At 61.3% G+C, this 17,539-nt stretch carries 22 protein-coding genes; 14 read left to right on the top strand and 8 right to left on the bottom strand.

Features of this window, described 5'->3' with window-relative positions; translation table 11 throughout:
- Window positions 1–55 precede the first annotated feature (55 nt).
- Together BLX89_RS08140 and BLX89_RS08135 are read left to right on the top strand one after the other, a co-directional pair.
- Window positions 56–244, top strand: a complete 189-nt coding sequence (locus BLX89_RS08140) for a type II toxin-antitoxin system HicA family toxin (RefSeq protein ID WP_075290153.1) — start codon at window positions 56–58, stop codon at window positions 242–244.
- Between the two features lie 4 nt (window positions 245–248).
- Window positions 249–650: a type II toxin-antitoxin system HicB family antitoxin gene (locus BLX89_RS08135; RefSeq protein WP_075290152.1), complete on the top strand. Its 402-nt coding sequence runs from the start codon at window positions 249–251 to the stop codon at window positions 648–650.
- Between the two features lie 848 nt (window positions 651–1,498).
- Here BLX89_RS08135 and BLX89_RS08125 read toward each other — a convergent pair.
- The 3 genes from BLX89_RS08125 to BLX89_RS08115 form a co-directional block, all read right to left on the bottom strand.
- Entirely contained in the window at window positions 1,499–1,744 is a 246-nt protein-coding gene (locus BLX89_RS08125) for a DUF982 domain-containing protein (RefSeq protein WP_198935131.1), read from the bottom strand.
- Window positions 1,745–1,843: 99 nt separating this feature from the next.
- Window positions 1,844–2,047 (bottom strand): hypothetical protein, encoded by a 204-nt coding sequence (locus BLX89_RS08120; protein WP_075290150.1) that lies wholly within the window; start codon window positions 2,045–2,047, stop codon window positions 1,844–1,846.
- A gap of 1 nt (window position 2,048) precedes the next feature.
- On the bottom strand, window positions 2,049–2,249 hold the full coding sequence (locus BLX89_RS08115; RefSeq protein WP_075290149.1) for a hypothetical protein: 201 nt from the start codon (window positions 2,247–2,249) through the stop codon (window positions 2,049–2,051).
- Between the two features lie 159 nt (window positions 2,250–2,408).
- On the opposite strand from BLX89_RS08115, the gene BLX89_RS08110 reads away from it, so the two are divergent.
- The 3 genes from BLX89_RS08110 to tam all read left to right on the top strand — a co-directional run bounded on the left by BLX89_RS08110 (window position 2,409) and on the right by tam (window position 4,541).
- Window positions 2,409–2,969 (top strand): phosphatase, encoded by a 561-nt coding sequence (locus tag BLX89_RS08110; RefSeq protein ID WP_075290148.1) that lies wholly within the window; start codon window positions 2,409–2,411, stop codon window positions 2,967–2,969.
- 128 nt (window positions 2,970–3,097) lie between these two features.
- Window positions 3,098–3,766: a haloacid dehalogenase type II gene (locus BLX89_RS08105; RefSeq protein ID WP_075290147.1), complete on the top strand. Its 669-nt coding sequence runs from the start codon at window positions 3,098–3,100 to the stop codon at window positions 3,764–3,766.
- Between the two features lie 4 nt (window positions 3,767–3,770).
- A complete protein-coding gene (gene tam, locus BLX89_RS08100; protein ID WP_075290146.1) occupies window positions 3,771–4,541 on the top strand; it encodes a trans-aconitate 2-methyltransferase in 771 nt (256 codons plus the stop codon).
- A gap of 18 nt (window positions 4,542–4,559) precedes the next feature.
- Here tam and BLX89_RS08095 read toward each other — a convergent pair whose 3' ends face one another.
- Complete coding sequence (locus BLX89_RS08095) at window positions 4,560–5,450, bottom strand: LysR family transcriptional regulator (protein WP_075290145.1); 891 nt, start codon at window positions 5,448–5,450, stop codon at window positions 4,560–4,562.
- Between the two features lie 164 nt (window positions 5,451–5,614).
- Here BLX89_RS08095 and BLX89_RS08090 point away from each other — a divergent pair, with 164 nt between their 5' ends.
- The gene (locus tag BLX89_RS08090; RefSeq protein ID WP_075290144.1) at window positions 5,615–6,511 is read left to right on the top strand and encodes a DMT family transporter; all 897 of its coding nucleotides are present in this window, start codon (window positions 5,615–5,617) and stop codon (window positions 6,509–6,511) included.
- Between the two features lie 12 nt (window positions 6,512–6,523).
- On the opposite strand, the gene BLX89_RS08085 is transcribed toward BLX89_RS08090, so the two are convergent.
- Complete coding sequence (locus BLX89_RS08085; protein WP_245292778.1) at window positions 6,524–7,258, bottom strand: gamma-glutamylcyclotransferase; 735 nt, start codon at window positions 7,256–7,258, stop codon at window positions 6,524–6,526.
- 301 nt (window positions 7,259–7,559) lie between these two features.
- Between BLX89_RS08085 and BLX89_RS08080 the strand changes: the two genes are divergently transcribed.
- Window positions 7,560–8,051 carry a histidine kinase gene (locus tag BLX89_RS08080; RefSeq protein WP_075290143.1) on the top strand — a complete coding sequence of 164 codons (492 nt, stop codon included), beginning with the start codon at window positions 7,560–7,562 and terminating at the stop codon, window positions 8,049–8,051.
- 151 nt (window positions 8,052–8,202) lie between these two features.
- On the opposite strand, the gene BLX89_RS08075 is transcribed toward BLX89_RS08080, so the two are convergent.
- Window positions 8,203–9,120 (bottom strand): LysR family transcriptional regulator, encoded by a 918-nt coding sequence (locus BLX89_RS08075; protein ID WP_075290142.1) that lies wholly within the window; start codon window positions 9,118–9,120, stop codon window positions 8,203–8,205.
- 163 nt (window positions 9,121–9,283) lie between these two features.
- Between BLX89_RS08075 and BLX89_RS08070 the strand changes: the two genes are divergently transcribed.
- The 5 genes from BLX89_RS08070 to BLX89_RS08050 all read left to right on the top strand — a co-directional run bounded on the left by BLX89_RS08070 (window position 9,284) and on the right by BLX89_RS08050 (window position 14,182).
- Window positions 9,284–10,465: an MFS transporter gene (locus tag BLX89_RS08070; RefSeq protein ID WP_075290141.1), complete on the top strand. Its 1,182-nt coding sequence runs from the start codon at window positions 9,284–9,286 to the stop codon at window positions 10,463–10,465.
- A gap of 19 nt (window positions 10,466–10,484) precedes the next feature.
- Window positions 10,485–11,114: an aldo/keto reductase gene (locus BLX89_RS08065; protein ID WP_280950573.1), complete on the top strand. Its 630-nt coding sequence runs from the start codon at window positions 10,485–10,487 to the stop codon at window positions 11,112–11,114.
- A 244-nt stretch (window positions 11,115–11,358) separates the two neighbouring features.
- A complete protein-coding gene (locus BLX89_RS08060; protein WP_075290140.1) occupies window positions 11,359–11,544 on the top strand; it encodes a hypothetical protein in 186 nt (61 codons plus the stop codon).
- Between the two features lie 161 nt (window positions 11,545–11,705).
- Window positions 11,706–12,302 (top strand): DUF922 domain-containing Zn-dependent protease, encoded by a 597-nt coding sequence (locus BLX89_RS08055; RefSeq protein WP_075290139.1) that lies wholly within the window; start codon window positions 11,706–11,708, stop codon window positions 12,300–12,302.
- An 89-nt stretch (window positions 12,303–12,391) separates the two neighbouring features.
- Window positions 12,392–14,182 (top strand): sensor domain-containing diguanylate cyclase, encoded by a 1,791-nt coding sequence (locus tag BLX89_RS08050; RefSeq protein ID WP_075290138.1) that lies wholly within the window; start codon window positions 12,392–12,394, stop codon window positions 14,180–14,182.
- An 80-nt stretch (window positions 14,183–14,262) separates the two neighbouring features.
- Here the strand turns inward: BLX89_RS08050 and BLX89_RS08045 are convergent, their stop codons facing one another.
- Window positions 14,263–14,472, bottom strand: coding sequence for a hypothetical protein (locus tag BLX89_RS08045; protein ID WP_075290137.1), 210 nt, complete (start codon window positions 14,470–14,472; stop codon window positions 14,263–14,265).
- A gap of 188 nt (window positions 14,473–14,660) precedes the next feature.
- Between BLX89_RS08045 and BLX89_RS08040 the strand changes: the two genes are divergently transcribed.
- Entirely contained in the window at window positions 14,661–15,818 is a 1,158-nt protein-coding gene (locus BLX89_RS08040; protein ID WP_075290136.1) for an MFS transporter, read from the top strand.
- A gap of 139 nt (window positions 15,819–15,957) precedes the next feature.
- The gene (locus BLX89_RS08035; protein WP_075290135.1) at window positions 15,958–16,842 is read left to right on the top strand and encodes an aldo/keto reductase family oxidoreductase; all 885 of its coding nucleotides are present in this window, start codon (window positions 15,958–15,960) and stop codon (window positions 16,840–16,842) included.
- Between the two features lie 67 nt (window positions 16,843–16,909).
- Here BLX89_RS08035 and BLX89_RS08030 read toward each other — a convergent pair whose 3' ends face one another.
- Complete coding sequence (locus BLX89_RS08030) at window positions 16,910–17,305, bottom strand: DUF2780 domain-containing protein (RefSeq protein WP_075290134.1); 396 nt, start codon at window positions 17,303–17,305, stop codon at window positions 16,910–16,912.
- Window positions 17,306–17,539 lie beyond the last annotated feature (234 nt).

Here is a 17,539-nt window from a genome sequence, read left to right as displayed (position 1 = left end):
GAATATGTCCTACCGTCACGCTTGAAATATACACACTAGTGTGTATAATTTTCGCATGAAGAGTGGCGATGTTATTGACGCATTGTTGGCTGATGGATGGATCGAGGTTGCTCGCAAAGGCAGCCACGCACAGTTCAAGCACCCTGAAAAGACGGGGCGCGTCACTGTTCCGCATCCAAAGCGCGATATCCCCATCGGCACGCTCAAAAGCATAGAGAAACAAGCCGGCTTAAAATTGAGGTAACACCATGCGCAACTATATCGGTCTCATCCATAAGGACTCCGAGAGCGATTTCGGCGTTTCCTTTCCCGACTTTCCTGGCCTTGTCACTGCGGGTACGTCGCTGGATGACGCTCGTGATATGGCCGAGGAAGCCTTGGCGCTTCACATCGAAGGGCTAATCGAAGACGGCGATGCCATCCCCGAACCCTCTACGCTTGAGGCCATCATGAGCAACACTGAAAATCGGGATGGCGTGGCCATTCTCGTGGCACTGAAGACTGAGGCCAAGAGAGCGGTCAGAGTGAACGTCACTCTTCCGGAAGACGTGCTCCAGCAGATTGACGCATTTGCTGAAGCCCATGGGCTCACGAGATCCGGATTTATCGCAAGGGCCGCCAAAAGAGAGATCGAGGCCGCCGCGGCCTGACGCACGACGGCCATAAGATGAGGACTTGAATCCAAGGTCAAATGTGGAAATGTTCACGAGCAATTCAACACGAATGTCGAAGCAAAGCAGCGGAGATTAACGCCTGATATTTTCGACGAACAGTCCTTGTGACGTTCCACGACCGCTCACAACAATTTCGTCACCAGGGGCAAGTTTTTGTCGAAACTCCTGTGGGACCCGGCAGAGCTTGGGGAACAGTAATGGCATTCCTTGTAGCTCAACGGGCGTACGGCAGCGCTTTGTACCGGGCTGATCTATTGCAGCTATCGTAAATCTCAAATCCACAGTTCCACCTACGAGTACTGCCGACATAATAGGGATCGAGTACATCACCAGATTTCGCCCAAGGAGATACCCGACGGCCGGCGCACCAATAAGCAACGCAACCATTTTGAGGCTGCCCTTGGCCGCAACCTTCCTTGTCCTCCAGAACACCCACGTTAGAAGGCAAGCTGACAGTCCGCCAAAAATGTTTGCAAAGCTTGAGGTGGAATCCACCCAACTAGTCGATGGCAAAAAATTGAAGCCAAACCCGGCAATGACAATCGGGATAAACGAAATCAGAAACCACGCTACGAAAATGACACCTACCGTCCTTCCCATTGGCCATGTTGTTTTGGGTCGTCGTTGAATCCGCATAAAACAAGTCCTGATCAGCCCTCTCGCTCACAATACCGCGTTGCGGAGGGCAAATTTCTGTCCAAGTAAACATCGGATGAAGCGCACCGATTCTACTCAGCGACGAGGAAAAGGCTTCAAGTCAGCATAAAGAATCCAGCTGCTTCAGTTTACGTAAGGTCATGTCTCTCAGGCGTATATTCCACGCTCTACCCCTTGACCTCAATCCCCGCCTCCTGCGCCGCGGCGATAAACGCGCGTCTGGCATCCTCGGGCGTCTTTTTGCCCTTCAGCGTCGCCTCGATGATGAGCAAGGCCGCGTCCAGCGCTTCGCCATCCTCCACCGGCCAATCCTCGATCAGCGCCCAGGAGGCTTCCTGAATGGTGGTGATGGTCGTGAATTTATCCGGGCCTTCCAGCGCCAGGGTCACGCCCTTGCTCCAACTCTTGCTCACGTCTACGTCTCCGGGGTCTGATTTTCCGCCGTCATAGCAGTGATCCATGAGGATGGAAAATCGTTTGAGGGACGGAGATGCGGCTGCGATCAAGGGGAGTTAGTCTCGCGACAGATCGGGGGCCTTGTCGTCAAAATTCGTGTCCCAATCCTTCTTCGGCTTTTTTCGTCCCGGCGGGGTGCGATGATTGGTCATGTCTTCCGACCCGGTGATCACCGTTGGCTTGGCACTGGCGACACCGGTGCTTTTTCGATCGGCCTGCGACTTCGCGAACTGGCCTTTGGCGTGGGACTCCGGTTTCATTTTAGCTCTCCTTCGTTTTGAAGGCATCGGTCGCCTTCGTACGCTTCGGATTGGCGTTGGTTTCGCCCACCGCATCTTTTTCCACATCGGGATTGTCCCTGGCGGGGAGGTATCCACGCGGCCGGGTGGCCTCCGGTCCTTCCCAGCGGGGAGATTGATCCGTCGTGCCGGCAGCGCCGTCCTTTGGTTTTTCGATTGCCATCACAAAACTCCTTCCAGATAAGTGCCAACCAATCGGAGGCGCGGATGTTCCAATTTTGATCGTCGTGTTGGGCCAGCACGGCAGGGACAGACGATTTTCCCCCTCCCCGATCCGGCATCCGGCTGGTAGTTTGGCGGGGTGGAATCAGGGAGAAAGCAGATGGCACTGGCGGCGGAAAAACAGACGGACATGCTCTACGCACCCATCCTTGCCAGCAATGCCGCCCACCCCAATGGCTGGCCCTTGCACATCATCGTTTCCTCCCAGACCGAGGCTCGCCATAACCGGGCGGACTGGGCGCCGAGCCATCTCATTTCGATCCGCGCCACCGGCACGAAGCTGCTCTCGATGATCGACCTGCCGGAAGAGCGCCACCTGCAGCTCCAGTTCGGCGATGCCATGGACCCGGACGAGCCGGATGCGGCAAAGATCGCCCATATCGAAGCAGCCTTCGCCTTTATCGATGGGCTGCCCAAGGATGCACATCTGCTCGTCCACTGCCTGCGCGGCATCGGCCGCTCGACGGCGCTGACGCTCGGCATTCTCGGCCGCTACATGGAGCCGGAAGATGCCGCCGCCAACCTGCATGCGCTCAGGCCGGAGGCGAAGCCCAACCGGCATGTCGTGGGGCTCTGCGATACGGTGCTGGGGCTGAAGGGCAAGCTTTCGAAACAGGCTCTGCGTTTTCCGGCGAAGGTTTGGAAAACGGGTAAGGTGTGAGGTTCGCGGGATTGGGCTCCCTCTTCTCCCAATCTCTTTTGACAATGCCTTGCCACCGCCCCCATCGTGACCGACATTCGCAAGGGGTCACCTGATCCCGTCCGTCGGACAATCCCCGAGAGGTTCCCATGGCCTTTACCGCCTATGTCTTCGATGCCTATGGCACGCTGTTTGATGTGCATGCCGCCGTGCGCCGGCATGCGGACGCGATGGGGCCGGACGCCGAGGTTTTTTCGGAGATGTGGCGGGCAAAGCAGCTGGAATATTCCTGGATCAGGACGCTGATGGGCGCCTACGCCGATTTCTGGACGCTGACAATGCAGGCACTCGACCACACCTTCCAGCGCTTTCCATCCGCCAATCCCGCCCTGAAACAGCCCCTGCTCGATGCCTATTGGCAGCTCGACTGCTACCCGGAAGTCCCGACCGTCCTGAAAAACCTGAAGGCCGGAGGCGCGCGCATCGCCATACTCTCCAACGGCACGGATGCGATGCTCAAATCCGCGGTCGGCAAGGCCGGGCTTGATCTCGTCGTCGACGATATCTTTTCCGTCGAGGCCGTGCGCGCCTTCAAGACGGCGCCTGCCGCCTATGATATCGTCACCACCCATTACCGGCTTTATCCGAGCGCCGTATCCTTCCAGTCGTCGAACCGCTGGGATATCGCGGGAGCCACGAAATTCGGCTTCCGCACCGTCTGGATAAACCGCGCCAACCGGCCGGACGAATATGTGGATTTCGGTCCGGCGGTGATCCTGCCGTCGCTCGAAAGCCTGCAGCAGCATCAGGAAGGATGAGGTCATGGCGTGGTCGGCGGCGCAGTATGTGAAATTCGAAGACGAGCGCACACGGCCGGCGCGTGACCTTCTGGCACAGGTTTCGGACGTGCCGGGAGGTGCGCTCTACGACCTTGGCTGCGGTCCGGGCAACTCCACGGCGCTGATCAACGATCGGTTTGCCGACCGCCTGACCATCGGCATCGACAGCGACGAGGACATGCTGGCGGCAGCGCGAAAAAGGTTGCCGCAACTGACGTTCGAAAAGGGCGATCTGGCGGAATGGCAGCCACCCGCCCCGGCCGCGCTGTTTTATGCCAATGCCGTCTTCCAGTGGCTGCCGAACCATCTCGATAGTCTCGAACGGCTGATGGGGAGCCTCGTCTCCGGCGGAACGCTTGCTGTGCAGATGCCGGACAACCTTTCTGAACCCAGCCATGTGGCGATGCGCGAGGTTGCCGCCCTGGCTCCATTTGCTGCGCATTTCGCCAAGAACCCGCGTGACCGGACCGCCCTGCCGGTGCCGGCCGTCTATATCGACCGGCTTTCGCCGCACAGCACCCGTGTCGATGTCTGGCATACCATCTACTATCACCGGCTCGCCGATGCAGAAGCAATTGTCGAATGGGTGAAGGGCACGGGCCTTCGCCCCTATCTCGACGCCCTGCCGGAAGAGCTGCGGGCGGATTATCTCGCCGCCTATCTGGAGCGCATCCGCGCCGCTTACCCGCCGCTGGCCGACGGGCGCGTGCTCTTGCGTTTTCCGCGTCTGTTTATCGTGGCGGTGAAGGCATAAGCCTTCCTCAAGGGCGCTTCAGCTTGCCAGCGCCAAGCCGCCGTAGCGGGTGATTTCGGCCTTTATTTCGCTCACAAGCGTATCCAGCACCGGGTTTCGGGTCTTGCGGGCGCGGCGGACGACGTAGACGAGGCCGGGCGGTTTCGGCAGGCGATCGGTGACGATCTGCATCTCAGGGCGGATATGGCGCTGGCTGAGAAGCGCCACGCCCATGGCCGATTTGACCGCTGCGACGATGCCGGCGGCGCTGGCGCATTCGAAGACGGTCTCGAGCACCACTCCACCATCCTGCCCGATATCGTGCGCCCATCGGCGATAGAAGCACTGATCGTCGAAGGAGAGGAACGGGACCGGCCCCTGCTCCGGCAGCGTCAGTTCCGGATGCTTCACCCAATGAAGCTGCTCCTGAAACAGCACGACATCCGTGGGGCGGACTTCATGGGCAAAGATCTGCACGATGGCGGCATCGAGTTCGCCCCGCTCCAGCAACTCCCTCAGAACAAGGCTCATGCGCACCTTTGTCCTGGCCGAGACCTGCGGGTGCAGGCGGCCGAACCGGCCGAGGATGCGGGCAAGATCGGTGCAGGCGGTGTCTTCGGTGAGGCCGAGCGCGATACGCCCGGAAAGCGCAGTTTTCGACAGGCTGAGCACGGCTTCGTCATGCAGGCCGAGGATACGAGCGGCATAATCCAGCAAATCCTCGCCCGCCGACGTAAACAGCGAGCCGCCGGCCTTGCGGTTGAGCAGCTCGCAATCGAGGCTCGTCTCCAGCCGCCTGATCTTGTGGCTGACCGCCGACTGGGAGAGGCCCAAAGCCTCCGCCGCGCGGGTGACCCCGCCATGATTGCGGATGGCAGCCAGGGCGCGCAGCGCATCTATTTCCAGACGTCGACCGGGGAATTCCGACATGCCTCAAACTCCAAACTCTTTCCGAAACTATGCCTGAGGCGACGGTTCGCGGCAATATTCCATTACGATATTGAGCTGAATTTCATGCTATGATCGAAATTTGTCATGAGCGTAAGCACCTGTGTCTGCGTATTGATGGGTAAATTTCAGGCCACGGAACCCTCATGAAATCTACCACAGCAGAACATTCCACCCCGCGCCCCCATCCCCTGCTCTGGCCTGTGATGGCCACGCTGCTGGTGATCGGCTGGAGTTCCGGCTTCATCGGCATCCGCTATGCCAGCGAAGAAGCCAGCGTCGTGCTGGTGCTTTTCTGGCGCACGCTTCTGTCGGGACTTATCCTCCTGCCCTTCGCGCTGACGATCGGTCCGAAACTCACCTTGCGTGCGGTGCGGGGCCAGATGCTGTTCGGCGTGATATCGGTGTTTCTCTATCTGGGGGGCTTTGCGCTGGCGATCGAGCAGCGGGTGCCGACCGGCCTCGTCGCGCTCATCTCCGACCTGCTGCCGCTGGCCATTGCCGCGCTGTCGCAGCCCGTGCTCGGCGAAAGGCTGAGCGGCCGGCAGTGGCTTGGAACCGCGATTGCGGTTGCCGGCGTGGTGATCGTCTCGTTCGACAGCCTGAGCTTCGGCGCAGCACCGCTCTGGGCCTATGGGCTGACGGTCGGATCGATGCTCGTCTTCGCCGTCGCCTCGGTGCTGCTCCGGCGCAACCGCGCGACACAGATGCCCGTTCATCAAAGCCTCTGCATTCATACGCTGACGGGCTCCGTTCTGTTCGGGATCTGCGCCCTGATGCAAGGCAACATCGCGCCGCCGATGACCCAGAATTTTGCCATCGGCATGGTCTGGCTGGTGCTGATCGCGACCTTCGCCGCCTATTCCGTCTACTACACCAGTCTTCGTTTGTTTCCCGTCGCAAAGGTGAGCGCCGCGATCTATCTCAGCCCGCCGGTCACCATGCTCTGGGCCTGGGCGCTATTTTCCGAGCCGCTGACACCGGCGATGTTCATCGGTCTGGCGGTGACGATGGTTGGGGTGTGGATGACGGCGCGGGGGTGATGGCGTCTACCCTCAGTGCCGCCGCTCCGCCGCCGGCCTGTGCGGGCCTTCTTCCAGCCGGTGGAGCTTGCGGATTTCATCGGCGACCAGCGCCTGAAGGCGCCACAGGTTGCGGTCGCGGATGCCGAATTCTTCGAGATGCGAGACGGTGTTGTAGAGATATTCGGCACCGGAGCCGATATGGCCGCAGGCGCGCGCCAGGATATGGGCGACCTCGGAGGGCGGATGGCGATGGGATATGCTGCGGGCCGTCTCGCCCACCCAGAAGCCGAGCGCCATTTGCGGGCCGTCGGCGGTTTTCACCGGCAGCCAGCGCACCGCCTGAACGCCTTCGGTTTCGCTGACTTCCCGGCGCAGCATGCGCTCGATCTGCTCCAGCCGGTTGCCGTCCGGCAGCCGGTAGATCACGCCGTCGCAGCGGCCGCCCTTGGCAAGCGCCATCATCAAACCCGGCTGCTCGCGCGAGCCGCGCCAGCTGTTGATCTCCAGCGTGAAGGCCCGGTGCCAGCCGAAGGCGGTGGCGGGCTTCATCTCGACGGACTCGAACTCCGGCTTCCAGATCAGCGAACCATAGGCAAAGACCCAGAGCGGGCCATGATCCGATTCCGCCTCCAGCTTTTCCGCGAGAACGCGATAGTCGTCGTCGGTCAGCGGCGTGAAGCGGCCATCGAGCCCTTGATCGGGTACTTCGCGATGGCAGAGGGCGACGAGTTCGGATGTGAGCGACATGGTGCGCTTTGCGGACATGGCAGGCCTCGGATCATTTTTTTGCGGTGCAACACCGACTTGCCTTTTAGATGGCTGTCGGCGCTTGCCGCGTCAAGTTGAAAGGCCATCAGTCTGGACAGGGCAGGCATTCGGCGCCACCCGATTCCCCCAAAGTTGGCCCAACCGGATCGGATCGAAACACGCTAATGTTTGCCCCGCAGCCAAGGCGATGGGTGGGTTTATACGCCTTACCTGCAATCGACATTTCAGAACCACGATTTCCGCATTCAAACAGTGACATGCGACGGAGGCTGCGCGCCTGCGATCGCGGGAGGACATCATGAAAAAAATGCTTGCTGCGGCTCTTTTCGCCGCTTTTCTGCCGGGCACGGGCTTTGCCGCGACGCTCGAATTTCCGAGCGACGAGCCGGTCGCCTCGATCACCATTCCCGATGACTGGAGCCCGAAGGAAACAGACGGCGGTATCGAAGCCAATGCCGCCGACGATGCGATCTATCTCGCTATCGACGTGACCGACGAGGCCGGCACCGAAGAAGTCGTCAACGAGTGCATCGAATACCTGAAGGGCGCCGGCGTCACCGTCGATACCGCGACCCAGAAAGAGAGCAGCGGCACGCTGAACGGCATGCAGGCCACCAGCCTCGACTGGTCCGGCAAGGACAATGACGGCGACGTCAGCATCAGCCTCACCTTCGCTTCGCCGAAGCCGGGCAAGATTCTCGTCATCACCTATTGGGGCACCAAGGGCATGGAAGAAGCCCATGGCGCGGAACTGCAGGCGATGATTTCGTCGCTGAAGGTTGTGGAATAAGGCGACTTGCCTCTTCTCCCCGGCGGGGAGAAGTGCCGAGCGCATGCGAGGCGATGAGGGGGTGGTGCGGCAAATTTAGAGCCCGAGGCCCCCTCATCCGGCCCTTCGGGCCACCTTCTCCCCGCTGGGGAGAAGAGGGAATGCGTGGCAACTATCTGCGCCTTTCCCCACCCTTTCCGCTTCTGTCCACCAGAAAATCGATGAACGCGCGGATGCGGGCGGCGAGATGGTCGTGGCCGGCAAAGACCGCCTGGATGATTTCCTCGTCCTGCGGCCGATGATCTTCCAGCAGCATCACAAGGCGCCCTTCGCGGATATCCTCGCTGACATGGAAATAGCCGATGCGGCCGATGCCGATGCCGGCGAGGCAGATCTGGCGCATAATCACCCCGGAATTGACCAGCATGTTGCCGCTGACGGGACGGAAGACGACACTACTGCTTTCCGGATCGACAAAGGGCCACCCCTCGCGCGCACGGCGAAAACTGAAATCGAGGCAGTTGTGCCGATCCAGATCGTCCGGCGTGTGCGGCGTACCCCGGCGTTCCAGATAATCCGGCGAAGCCACCAGCACCCGGCGGGTCTCCAGAAGCTTGCGCGCCTTGAGGCTCGAGTCCCGCAAGATGCCGGAGCGGATGGCGATATCCGTCCGCTCCTCGATCAGATCGATCACACCATCCGTCAGGGAAAGATCGAGCTGGACATGCGGATAGAGCGCCAGAAACTCGCTGACGATCGGCAGGATATAGCGTTCGCCAAATCCCATCAGCGCGTTGACCCGCAGCAGGCCGCGCGGAACGGCCTCTGCGCCGGAGGACACGATGATCTCCGTCTCGGCGATATCGGCAAGGATGCGCCGCGCCCGCGCCAGATAGACCTCGCCTTCGGGCGTCAATTGCAGCGAGCGCGTGGTGCGCACCAGAAGCCGGGTGCCGAGCCGGTCTTCGATGCGCGTTACCAGCTTGCTGACGGCAGATGGCGAAAGCTTCAGCCGCCGGCCGGCAGCCGAAAAGCTCTTGAGTTCCGCGGCGGTCGCAAAGACCTCCATCTCACCTGCGCGATTGTCCATAGCTGCACCTTATGAATTCAGTTCACAGGTATTTATCCATTCCTGCGGATTATCGCGCAAGTCCTCTTCCATCATATTCCGGGCATTCGATTCAACCGGCGTTCTGATGCTCCCAGTCAGAGCGCTCCCAGCCGCCCGCCTTGGCCGGGCGAAAAGGTGTCCCATGCCCCTTGCCCTCTTTGCGCTCACGATCTCGGCCTACGCGATCGGCACCACCGAGTTCGTCATTGTCGGCCTGCTGCCGACGGTCGCAACCGACCTTCACATCACCCTGCCCCTCGCCGGCCTGATCGTGTCCATCTATGCGCTCGGCGTCACGTTTGGCGCTCCTATCCTCACCGCGCTCACCGGCCGGATCGAGCGCAAGCCGCTTCTGCTCGGCCTGATGGCGCTGTTCATCGCCGGCAACACCATGGCGGCCTTCTCGCCGAGTTATGAGCTTCTGCTCGTCGCCCGCGTGCTGTCGGCCTTTGCCCATGGCGTGTTCTTCTCCGTCGGCGCGACCATCGCCGCCGATCTGGTGCCGGAAAACCGTCGCGCCTCAGCGATTGCCATGATGTTCATGGGCCTGACGGTTGCCATCGTCACCGGCGTTCCGCTCGGTACCTTCATCGGCCAGAGCTTTGGCTGGCGTGCGACCTTCTTCGCCGTTGCCGGTCTCGGCGTCATCGCCTTTGCCGGCATTGCCGCCCTCCTGCCCGCGACCCTTTCCAAGGCCGCACCGGCAAGCCTCATGGATCAGGTGCGCGTTCTGGGCAGCGGCCGCCTGCTGATCGTCTTTGCCATGACAGCGCTCGGCTATGGCGGCACCTTCGTCACCTTCACCTTCCTTGCCCCGATGCTGCAGGAAGTGACCGGCTTCGCCGCCTCGTCCGTCAGCCTCGTGCTGGTGCTCTATGGCCTTGCGATCGCCGCCGGCAATATCCTCGGCGGCCGGCTTGCCGACCGCAATCCGGTGAAGGCGCTCGGATGGCTGTTTGCAGCACAGGCTCTGGTGCTCGTGCTGTTCTCGTTCACCGCGATCTCGACCATTCCGGCGCTGGTCACACTGGCAGCCCTCGGCTTCCTGTCCTTTGCCAACGTGCCCGGCTTACAGCTTTATGTCGTGCAGCTCGCCAAGCAGCATCGCCCGGGCGCCGTCGATGTCGCCTCGGCGCTCAACATTGCCGCCTTCAATCTCGGCATTGCGGCGGGTGCGTGGATCGGCGGTCTGGTCGTCGCCTCCCCGCTGGGCTTGCAGGCAACGCCGTGGGTGGGTGGCCTGCTCGTGGCCGGCGCGCTTGCGCTCACGCTTCTGAGCCAGGCGCTAGACCGCAAGCCGCAAGCGATCTGCCAACCGGCTTGACCCATCAGCTTTTTGTCCCATCTTACCCCACAACCGCCCGGTCGAATACGGTCGCGACAGCTTCGCGGCATCCGTCGATGAGAGCCTGCGCAAGCTGAAGACCGACTATGTCGATCTGCTGCTTCTCCACTGGCCGGGCAGCCCGGTGCCGATGGCCGAGCGGATCGAGGGACTGAACGCCGCTGTTGAGGCCGGCAAGGTCCGCCATATCGGCATCAGCAACTTCAACACCCACCAGATGGACGAAGCGGCCAAGCTTTCCAAGGCACCGCTCGTCACCAACCAGGTCGAATATCACCCCTATCTCGACCAGCTGAAGGTGCTGGAGGATGCAGAGCGTCTCGGCATGTCGATCACCGCCTATTATGCGATGGCCGATGGCAAGGTGCCGAAGGACCCGCTTCTGAACGACATCGGCAGCCGCCATGGCAAGACGGCCGCGCAGGTGGTGTTGCGCTGGCTCATCCAGCAGCACGGCGTGGTGGCACTTTCCAAGACCTCGACGGCAAGCCGCCTCAAGGAGAATTTCGATATCTTCGATTTTCACCTGACGGCGGATGAGATGAAGGCAATTCATGGCCTCGCCCGGCCCGACGGCCGCATCGTCAACCCGCAGGGGTTGGCACCCGTCTGGGACAAGGCTGCCTGATAAATGCCTTAATTGCGCATGCCGCGGGCGAGCGTTCGCGGCATGAAAACCACCATGCCGTGTGAAAAAGTCCGGCGTGAACAAGGACATGGCCGCTGGAACGCGAATTGTAGCCACGGCATTAACATATGATAATCGACTTGGCAGATCGCGCCGATTATAATTTCCTTATCGGTAGCCATTGAACAGGGCGCTATCGCTGAAAGTCTTGAAAAGCTTCCGCCCCAAACGAAGGCAGGAAGTTATGGCTCCCAATTCGATCAGCCTGATTACTGCGCAGGACAAGTGGCTCGTGCGTATTGTTGAAAATGGAGACCTCGCCGGAGAGCGGGAATTCGGCCTGGAAGAACATGCCAATTCCTTTATCGCCGGCCAGATGGTCCGGCTTGGACTGACGGAAGTTCTTCGGCTCCAAGAGGAAGAGGAATAAGCTTCCGGACGCGGCAGGCGCTCTCTGACGAAGAGCGCCGGCAAGCCCTGCCGACGGCGTAATACCGCGCCAAAAGGGCTGCATAACCCCTCAAAAGCCATACCAGCGCCACAGATTATGAAGTAGGGTCCGCGGATCGTGACCGACGACCGGGGACATCTGTGCTCAAACGCCTTGCAGTGGCTCTCTTCCTGCTCTTGCCGGCCCTTTCCGCTCATGCCAGCGACTGGCAGCCGGTCGAGCAAAACAGCTTTTACCAGATCAGCGGCACGACGGGTCCCGAGCTTTACGCCTCCATCGGCGAGCGGGGGCCGGAGATCGGCAACGGCATGCGCACCATCGCCTATACCGATTTCAAGCTGACCTGGAGGCGGGACTACCAGCAACGCGGCAGCGCATGCGTACTCGCCTCGGCCCGGCCCAAGCTGATCATCACCTATAAACTGCCGAAGCCAACGCAGAAACTGGTTGGCGCCACCCGTACGCTCTGGGAAAGCTTCGCATCGGGCGTCGCCGCCCATGAAAAAGTGCATGGCCAGATCCTGATCGACATGGTGCATGAGATCGAGCGCCAGACCGTTGGCCTGACCGTCGAGAACGACCCAGGCTGCCGCAAGATCCGCAATCGCATGGTCGAAATCCTCGGGCCTATCTCCCAGGCCCGCCAGGCAAAGAACCGCGACTTCGATCGCGTGGAGCTCAATGCGGGCGGCAATGTGCACCAGTTGATCCTTGCCCTCGTCAATGGTGGCCGATAACGCAACCTGTCCCGGACCCCGTACTATTCGGGATGGAGCCAAGACCGGTGACTTGGTAAAAGCAATCCAGCAAGGGATATTCGAGCCGCATGCGGATAAGCACGATCACCAACTGGGCCTATGGGATTACGGTGCTGCTGACCGTTCTTTCGGGTGGTGCCTTCATCCTCTCGGCCCGCAGCGCCGAGCGGGAGCGGATTGCCGTCGAGGAACATCTGGCGCTGGACCGGCTTGGCGAGGATTTGGCGCTAGGGGCGGAACTGCGCTCCGACGAAGCGCGACTCTACGTGATGCGCGGTGAAGAGCGTCACCTTCAGGCCTTCCATGTTCGGGAAGACGAAGAACGCCACCATCAGGCGGCAATACGCGGCGTGCGTGCGCTCGAAGCCTCGCCTGCCGAGCTCGCCGCCCTTGCGGAAGTCGAAGCCCATGCCGAGGCGCTGGACAAGATCGAAGTCGAGGCGATTGCGGCCTATCAGGCAGGCGACCGCGCGGGCGCCCAGGCGGCGCTCTTCGGCCCCGAGCACGAGCGCCAGCAGACAGCCCTTCTCGAAACCGTGACGCGCTTTCGCGCTCTTGCAGACACCCGCACCAGCGCCGCGCTCGATGCTGCAAAACTGCAGGCCGACTGGTGGGGTATCGCCGCCAAGACCATGCTCGCGCTGACCGCCGCCTTGTTTCTCGGCGTTCTCTATTTCGTGCTGAAACGCCGGGTCGCCGCTCCGTTGACGCGCATGACCGGCATCGTCACGCGCCTTGCCAAGCAGGATTATCTGGTCGAAGTGCCGAACGACCCGCGCCGCGACGAGATCGGCGAGATGAACGAAGCCATCCAGATCTTTCGCGACAACGGGCTGGAGCGCGATCGGCTGGATGCCGAACGCCGCCTCGACCAGCAGACCAAGGACCTTATTCTGCAGATGATGCACCGCCTGCAGGCCTGCCAGGCGCAAGCCGAACTTGCCGAAGTCGTCTCGCGCTTCGCGCCGCAGATTTTTCCCCATCTCGCAGGCCATCTCTATGTGCAGAACGACAGCCACACGGCGCTGGCGCTGGTCGGCACATGGCACGAGCCGCACCATTCCGCGCCCGGTTTCGAGGCGAGCGCTTGCTGGGCGCTGCGGCGCGGGCGGCCGCACATCAGCAACCGCGGCCACAGCGATGTGATCTGCCAGCATCTGGAAGAAAGCGAAACCGCCGGGCTTTGCGTGCCGCTGACGGCGCAGGGCGATACGGTCGGCCTGCTCTACTTCGAAGAGAGGGAGGGCAACGCACCGGCCATAGAGGCCTCGCGACTCTATCTGGAGCTGATCGCCGAAAATATCGGCCTCGCGCTCGCCAATCTGCGGCTGCGCGAACGGCTGACCACCCTGGCGCTTCGCGATGCGCTGACCGGTTTGCTGAACCGCCGCTGCCTTGACGAAGCCTTGAACCGTCATGGCCGCGAGGACGGAACTCTCTCCGTGCTGATGATCGATATCGACCACTTCAAGCGCTTCAACGACGAGTTCGGTCACGACGCCGGCGATGTCGTGATGCAGCATGTCGCGAAGATCATGCTGGATACGACAGACACACGCGGCGCCGTCTATCGCTTCGGCGGCGAGGAATTCACCATTCTCCTGCCGGGCATGCAGGAAACGCCGGCCTTCGAATGCGCCGAACGTCTGCGCGAGCGTATCGCCTCCGCGCCGCTCAGCCATCGCGGTCGGATGCTCGGTACGGTCAGCGTTTCGATCGGGGTGGCGGAAGCACCGCTCAACGGGCCGGCGGCAACGCTGCTCACCCGCGCCGATGCCGCCCTGCTGGAGGCAAAGGCAAGCGGCAGGAACCGGACGATGACCTCCTCCGGGCTGGTTAAAGCTGCAAGATCGGCGTGATTTCCAGCCGTTGATCCCCGCAAGATTCGCTTTCAACGCCTGTCAGTTTTAAGAACCGTGGGGAGCTTCGCGACCAAGCTTCAGCCGGCCACCTTTACTTTTTCCACGTCGTAGGGTCGTAGGGAAAAGGGTCGGCCCGAAACGGTCGTTGCGCCGCGAACATCGCTGATCGGGAAAGATCGCAGCGCGCCGCGATAGTCGCTCACCAGCATCTTGTCGTCCACGGTCTTGACATCCACGACATAGATTGCACCATCCGGATCGCTGGCGAGCTCGAACACAATACGCAAATTAGCCTCCCGACTAACATTTTAGAGGATTCGAATGAATCCTTATAAGAGTCGATGGCATCTGCCAAGCCGCTGGGTTATTGCTCAAAAGTCTAATCGCGCGCCTGCCGGCCGACACGTGCTGCTCACCATATCCCACCCGCCAGTTTTGCTGTAAGAGACCGCGAACACACGCGAGATCGAACCCTATGCAGTCGGCAGGCCACACCGAAATCACCATGCCGGACTGGTCGGCGATTGCCGCAGTCGTTCTCGGCGTTACGGCCTTTTCGGTGGCGCAGGGGCTCACCTATCCGCTGATCTCGCTGACGCTTGAGGCGCGCGGCATCTCCACCACGCTGATCGGGCTCAATGCTGTCGGCTTTGCCATCGGGCTCGGAGCCGCAACGCTGACGCTTGGCGCGCTCACGGCCCGTTTCCGTGCGGACCGGCTGATCATCGCGAGCCTGATCGGTTGCTCGCTCTGCCTGGCCACCTTTGCGGCGACGTCCTCGCTCGCCACCTGGTTCCTCGCCCGCTTTCTGCTTGGCTACTTCGCCAGCATGATCTTCATGATCGGCGAGGCATGGCTGAATGCCGCCTGCCCGGATCGGTTGCGTGGCCGGATTTCAGGAATATACGGCGCTGGCATGTGCGCCGGCTTTGCCGCAGGGCCGTTGGCGATCCCGCTGCTCGGCAGCGAGAGCGGCTTCGGCTTTGCCATCTCGGCGATCTACCTGGCGATCGTTGCCTTCGCGACGGCCATGCTGATGTTTTCCACCCGCACGACGCCGGAGCCTTCCTCGACGCGCGATCTCTTCCGCTTCTTCAAGGCGGCACCGCTGCTGATTCTGATGGTCTTTGCCTTCGGCTTCGCCGATATCGCCGCGATCTCCGCCATGCCCGTCTATTTCGTCAAGATGGGCCACAGCGAAGCCTTTGCGGCCCTGAGCGTCACGATCCTCGCCCTGCCGACGGCTTTGGCGCAGCCGTTCATCGGGTTGGCGCTCGACCGTCTGCCGCGCCATGGCGTGGCGATCGCTGCCTCGCTCACCGCCGCCCTCGGCTTTCTTGCCATTCCCTTCATCGAGCATCCGGTGCTGATCCTGATCGACTATGCGCTGATGGGTGGAGCCGCATTCTCGCTCTACACCTGCGCCTTGACGATGCTCGGCGAAACCTTTCGCGGCGGCATGCTGGTCGCCGGCAGCGCCGCCTATTCCCTCGCCTATGCCATCGGCAGCGGCGCAGGTTCCGGCCTCACCGGCAGCATCATGGCGGCCGGCGGCCCCGCAGCAGGCCCGCTCTGCGTCGGCGCGGCGCTGCTCGCTTTTACCGCGCTGTTCGCTTTTTCGCGTCGGAGCTGACACATCCGCCGCGCACGGATCGGGCTTGATGATTGTGCAGAAAAGCGAACAACCCATGCGGCTCCATCCCGATTATCGAAAACAATAATCGAGCTATCTTACCTCATGTCCTGAAACGGAGGTAAATCCCATGTCCAGTATGCAAACGTCCAATCTAGAAAAATCCGGCACTTACACGCTCGGCGACCGTACCGTCAAACGTCTCGGCTACGGCGCCATGCAGCTTGCCGGCAAGGGTGTCTTCGGCCCGCCGAAGGATCGCGCCGAGGCTGTCGCGGTGCTGCGCGAAGCCATTGAAAGCGGCGTCGATCACATCGATACCAGCGATTTCTACGGTCCGCATGTCACCAACCAGATTATCAAAGAAGCGTTGCATCCCTACAAGGACGATCTCGTCATCGTCACCAAGGTCGGTGCCGTCAGGGGCGAGGATGCCTCCTGGAACCCGGCTTTCTCGAAGGAAGCCTTGACGCAGGCGATCCACGACAATCTCCGGAATCTCGGCCTCGATGTGATCGAGGTGGTGAACCTGCGCTCGATGCACGGAACGTACGGACCGGAGGAAGGCTCGCTGGAAGAACCGTTGAGCGTGCTCGCCGATCTGCAGCGCCAAGGCCTGATCAAGCACATCGGCCTTTCGAACGTCACCTCGAAGCAGGTAGCCGATGGGCGCAAGATCACCGACATCGTCTGCGTGCAGAACCTCTACAATCTCGCGCATCGTGCGGATGATCCGCTGATCGAGGAGCTGGCGGCTGCCGGCACGCCCTATGTGCCGTTCTTCCCGCTCGGCGGTTTCTCGCCGCTGCAGTCCTCGACGCTCTCGGATGTCGCGGCAAAACTCGGCGCGACGCCGATGCAGGTGGCGCTTGCCTGGCTCCTGCAGCGTGCCCCGAACATCCTGCTGATCCCCGGCACCTCGTCGCGCGCCCATCTCCGGGAGAATCTGGCGGTTGCCGATATCACGCTGTCGGCGGAAACCGTCGCCGAACTCGAGGGTATCGGCTCCGCCAAGCCCGAGTGACATCTCGACAAACGCAAACGGCGGCCCTGGAACCCGGGGCCGCCGTTTTCATTTCAAAGCGATGGGATCAGACGAACTGGCTGAGGCCCGGAACCGAGTTGACGACTTCGTCGACGGTTTCCTCGCCGGCATGCTCCTTGGCATAGCCGATGGTTTCCTTGGCGAGCGAGGTGATCTCGCCCATGCCAAGACCCTGGCTCATCAGCTGCTGGCCGAGCGCCATGACGCCACCGCCGGCGCCGACGGCGCTCAGCAGACCGCCGAGCAGCCCACCGCCGCCCGAGCCTTCGCCGTTGAATTTCGCAACCATCTCGGTCGCGCCGGGGATCGCTTCGATCATGCGGGCAACCGGGCCGTCGGCGGCTTCGCGCTGCAGGAAGCCGAGCATCATGCCGATCGCCTTTTCGGCGGTTGCCGGGTCGATGCCGACATTGTCGACGACGCGCTGGATCAGTTCGTTCATGGTGAAATCTCCTCGTTAATTTTGACGTGTACGTGAACGTAAATTATTCGAAATCGAAACTCAAGCGGCGGTCAGCGTCTTCTCAGCGCTTCGTCCCCAGCCATTGCCGATATCGTTTCATGGCTTGGCGCCATTTACAATGCGTCAGGAAATACAATGCGGTGATGGCAATCCGGTGACGTTTTTCCAAGATGAATCCGCCAGTTGCCGCCCGCAATTTCCCCTCCTATAACT

It is taken from the genome of Pararhizobium arenae, assembly GCF_001931685.1.
In the GTDB taxonomy this organism is placed as follows: Bacteria; Pseudomonadota; Alphaproteobacteria; order Rhizobiales; family Rhizobiaceae; genus Pararhizobium; species Pararhizobium arenae.
This window is presented reverse-complemented; position numbering and strand designations above follow the sequence as displayed.

Bases quoted from the DNA above. Each gene is read 5' to 3' on its own strand.
- BLX89_RS08140 (WP_075290153.1), top strand. From the start codon at position 56: ATGAAGAGTGGCGATGTTATTGACGCATTGTTGGCTGATGGATGGATC.
- BLX89_RS08135 (WP_075290152.1), top strand. From the start codon at position 249: ATGCGCAACTATATCGGTCTCATCCATAAGGACTCCGAGAGCGATTTC.
- BLX89_RS08120 (WP_075290150.1), bottom strand. From the start codon at position 2,047: ATGAAACCGGAGTCCCACGCCAAAGGCCAGTTCGCGAAGTCGCAGGCC.
- BLX89_RS08115 (WP_075290149.1), bottom strand. From the start codon at position 2,249: ATGGCAATCGAAAAACCAAAGGACGGCGCTGCCGGCACGACGGATCAA.
- BLX89_RS08110 (WP_075290148.1), top strand. From the start codon at position 2,409: ATGGCACTGGCGGCGGAAAAACAGACGGACATGCTCTACGCACCCATC.
- BLX89_RS08105 (WP_075290147.1), top strand. From the start codon at position 3,098: ATGGCCTTTACCGCCTATGTCTTCGATGCCTATGGCACGCTGTTTGAT.
- tam (WP_075290146.1), top strand. From the start codon at position 3,771: ATGGCGTGGTCGGCGGCGCAGTATGTGAAATTCGAAGACGAGCGCACA.
- BLX89_RS08095 (WP_075290145.1), bottom strand. From the start codon at position 5,450: ATGTCGGAATTCCCCGGTCGACGTCTGGAAATAGATGCGCTGCGCGCC.
- BLX89_RS08090 (WP_075290144.1), top strand. From the start codon at position 5,615: ATGAAATCTACCACAGCAGAACATTCCACCCCGCGCCCCCATCCCCTG.
- BLX89_RS08085 (WP_245292778.1), bottom strand. From the start codon at position 7,258: ATGTCCGCAAAGCGCACCATGTCGCTCACATCCGAACTCGTCGCCCTC.
- BLX89_RS08080 (WP_075290143.1), top strand. From the start codon at position 7,560: ATGAAAAAAATGCTTGCTGCGGCTCTTTTCGCCGCTTTTCTGCCGGGC.
- BLX89_RS08075 (WP_075290142.1), bottom strand. From the start codon at position 9,120: ATGGACAATCGCGCAGGTGAGATGGAGGTCTTTGCGACCGCCGCGGAA.
- BLX89_RS08070 (WP_075290141.1), top strand. From the start codon at position 9,284: ATGCCCCTTGCCCTCTTTGCGCTCACGATCTCGGCCTACGCGATCGGC.
- BLX89_RS08060 (WP_075290140.1), top strand. From the start codon at position 11,359: ATGGCTCCCAATTCGATCAGCCTGATTACTGCGCAGGACAAGTGGCTC.
- BLX89_RS08050 (WP_075290138.1), top strand. From the start codon at position 12,392: ATGCGGATAAGCACGATCACCAACTGGGCCTATGGGATTACGGTGCTG.
- BLX89_RS08040 (WP_075290136.1), top strand. From the start codon at position 14,661: ATGCAGTCGGCAGGCCACACCGAAATCACCATGCCGGACTGGTCGGCG.
- BLX89_RS08035 (WP_075290135.1), top strand. From the start codon at position 15,958: ATGCAAACGTCCAATCTAGAAAAATCCGGCACTTACACGCTCGGCGAC.
- BLX89_RS08030 (WP_075290134.1), bottom strand. From the start codon at position 17,305: ATGAACGAACTGATCCAGCGCGTCGTCGACAATGTCGGCATCGACCCG.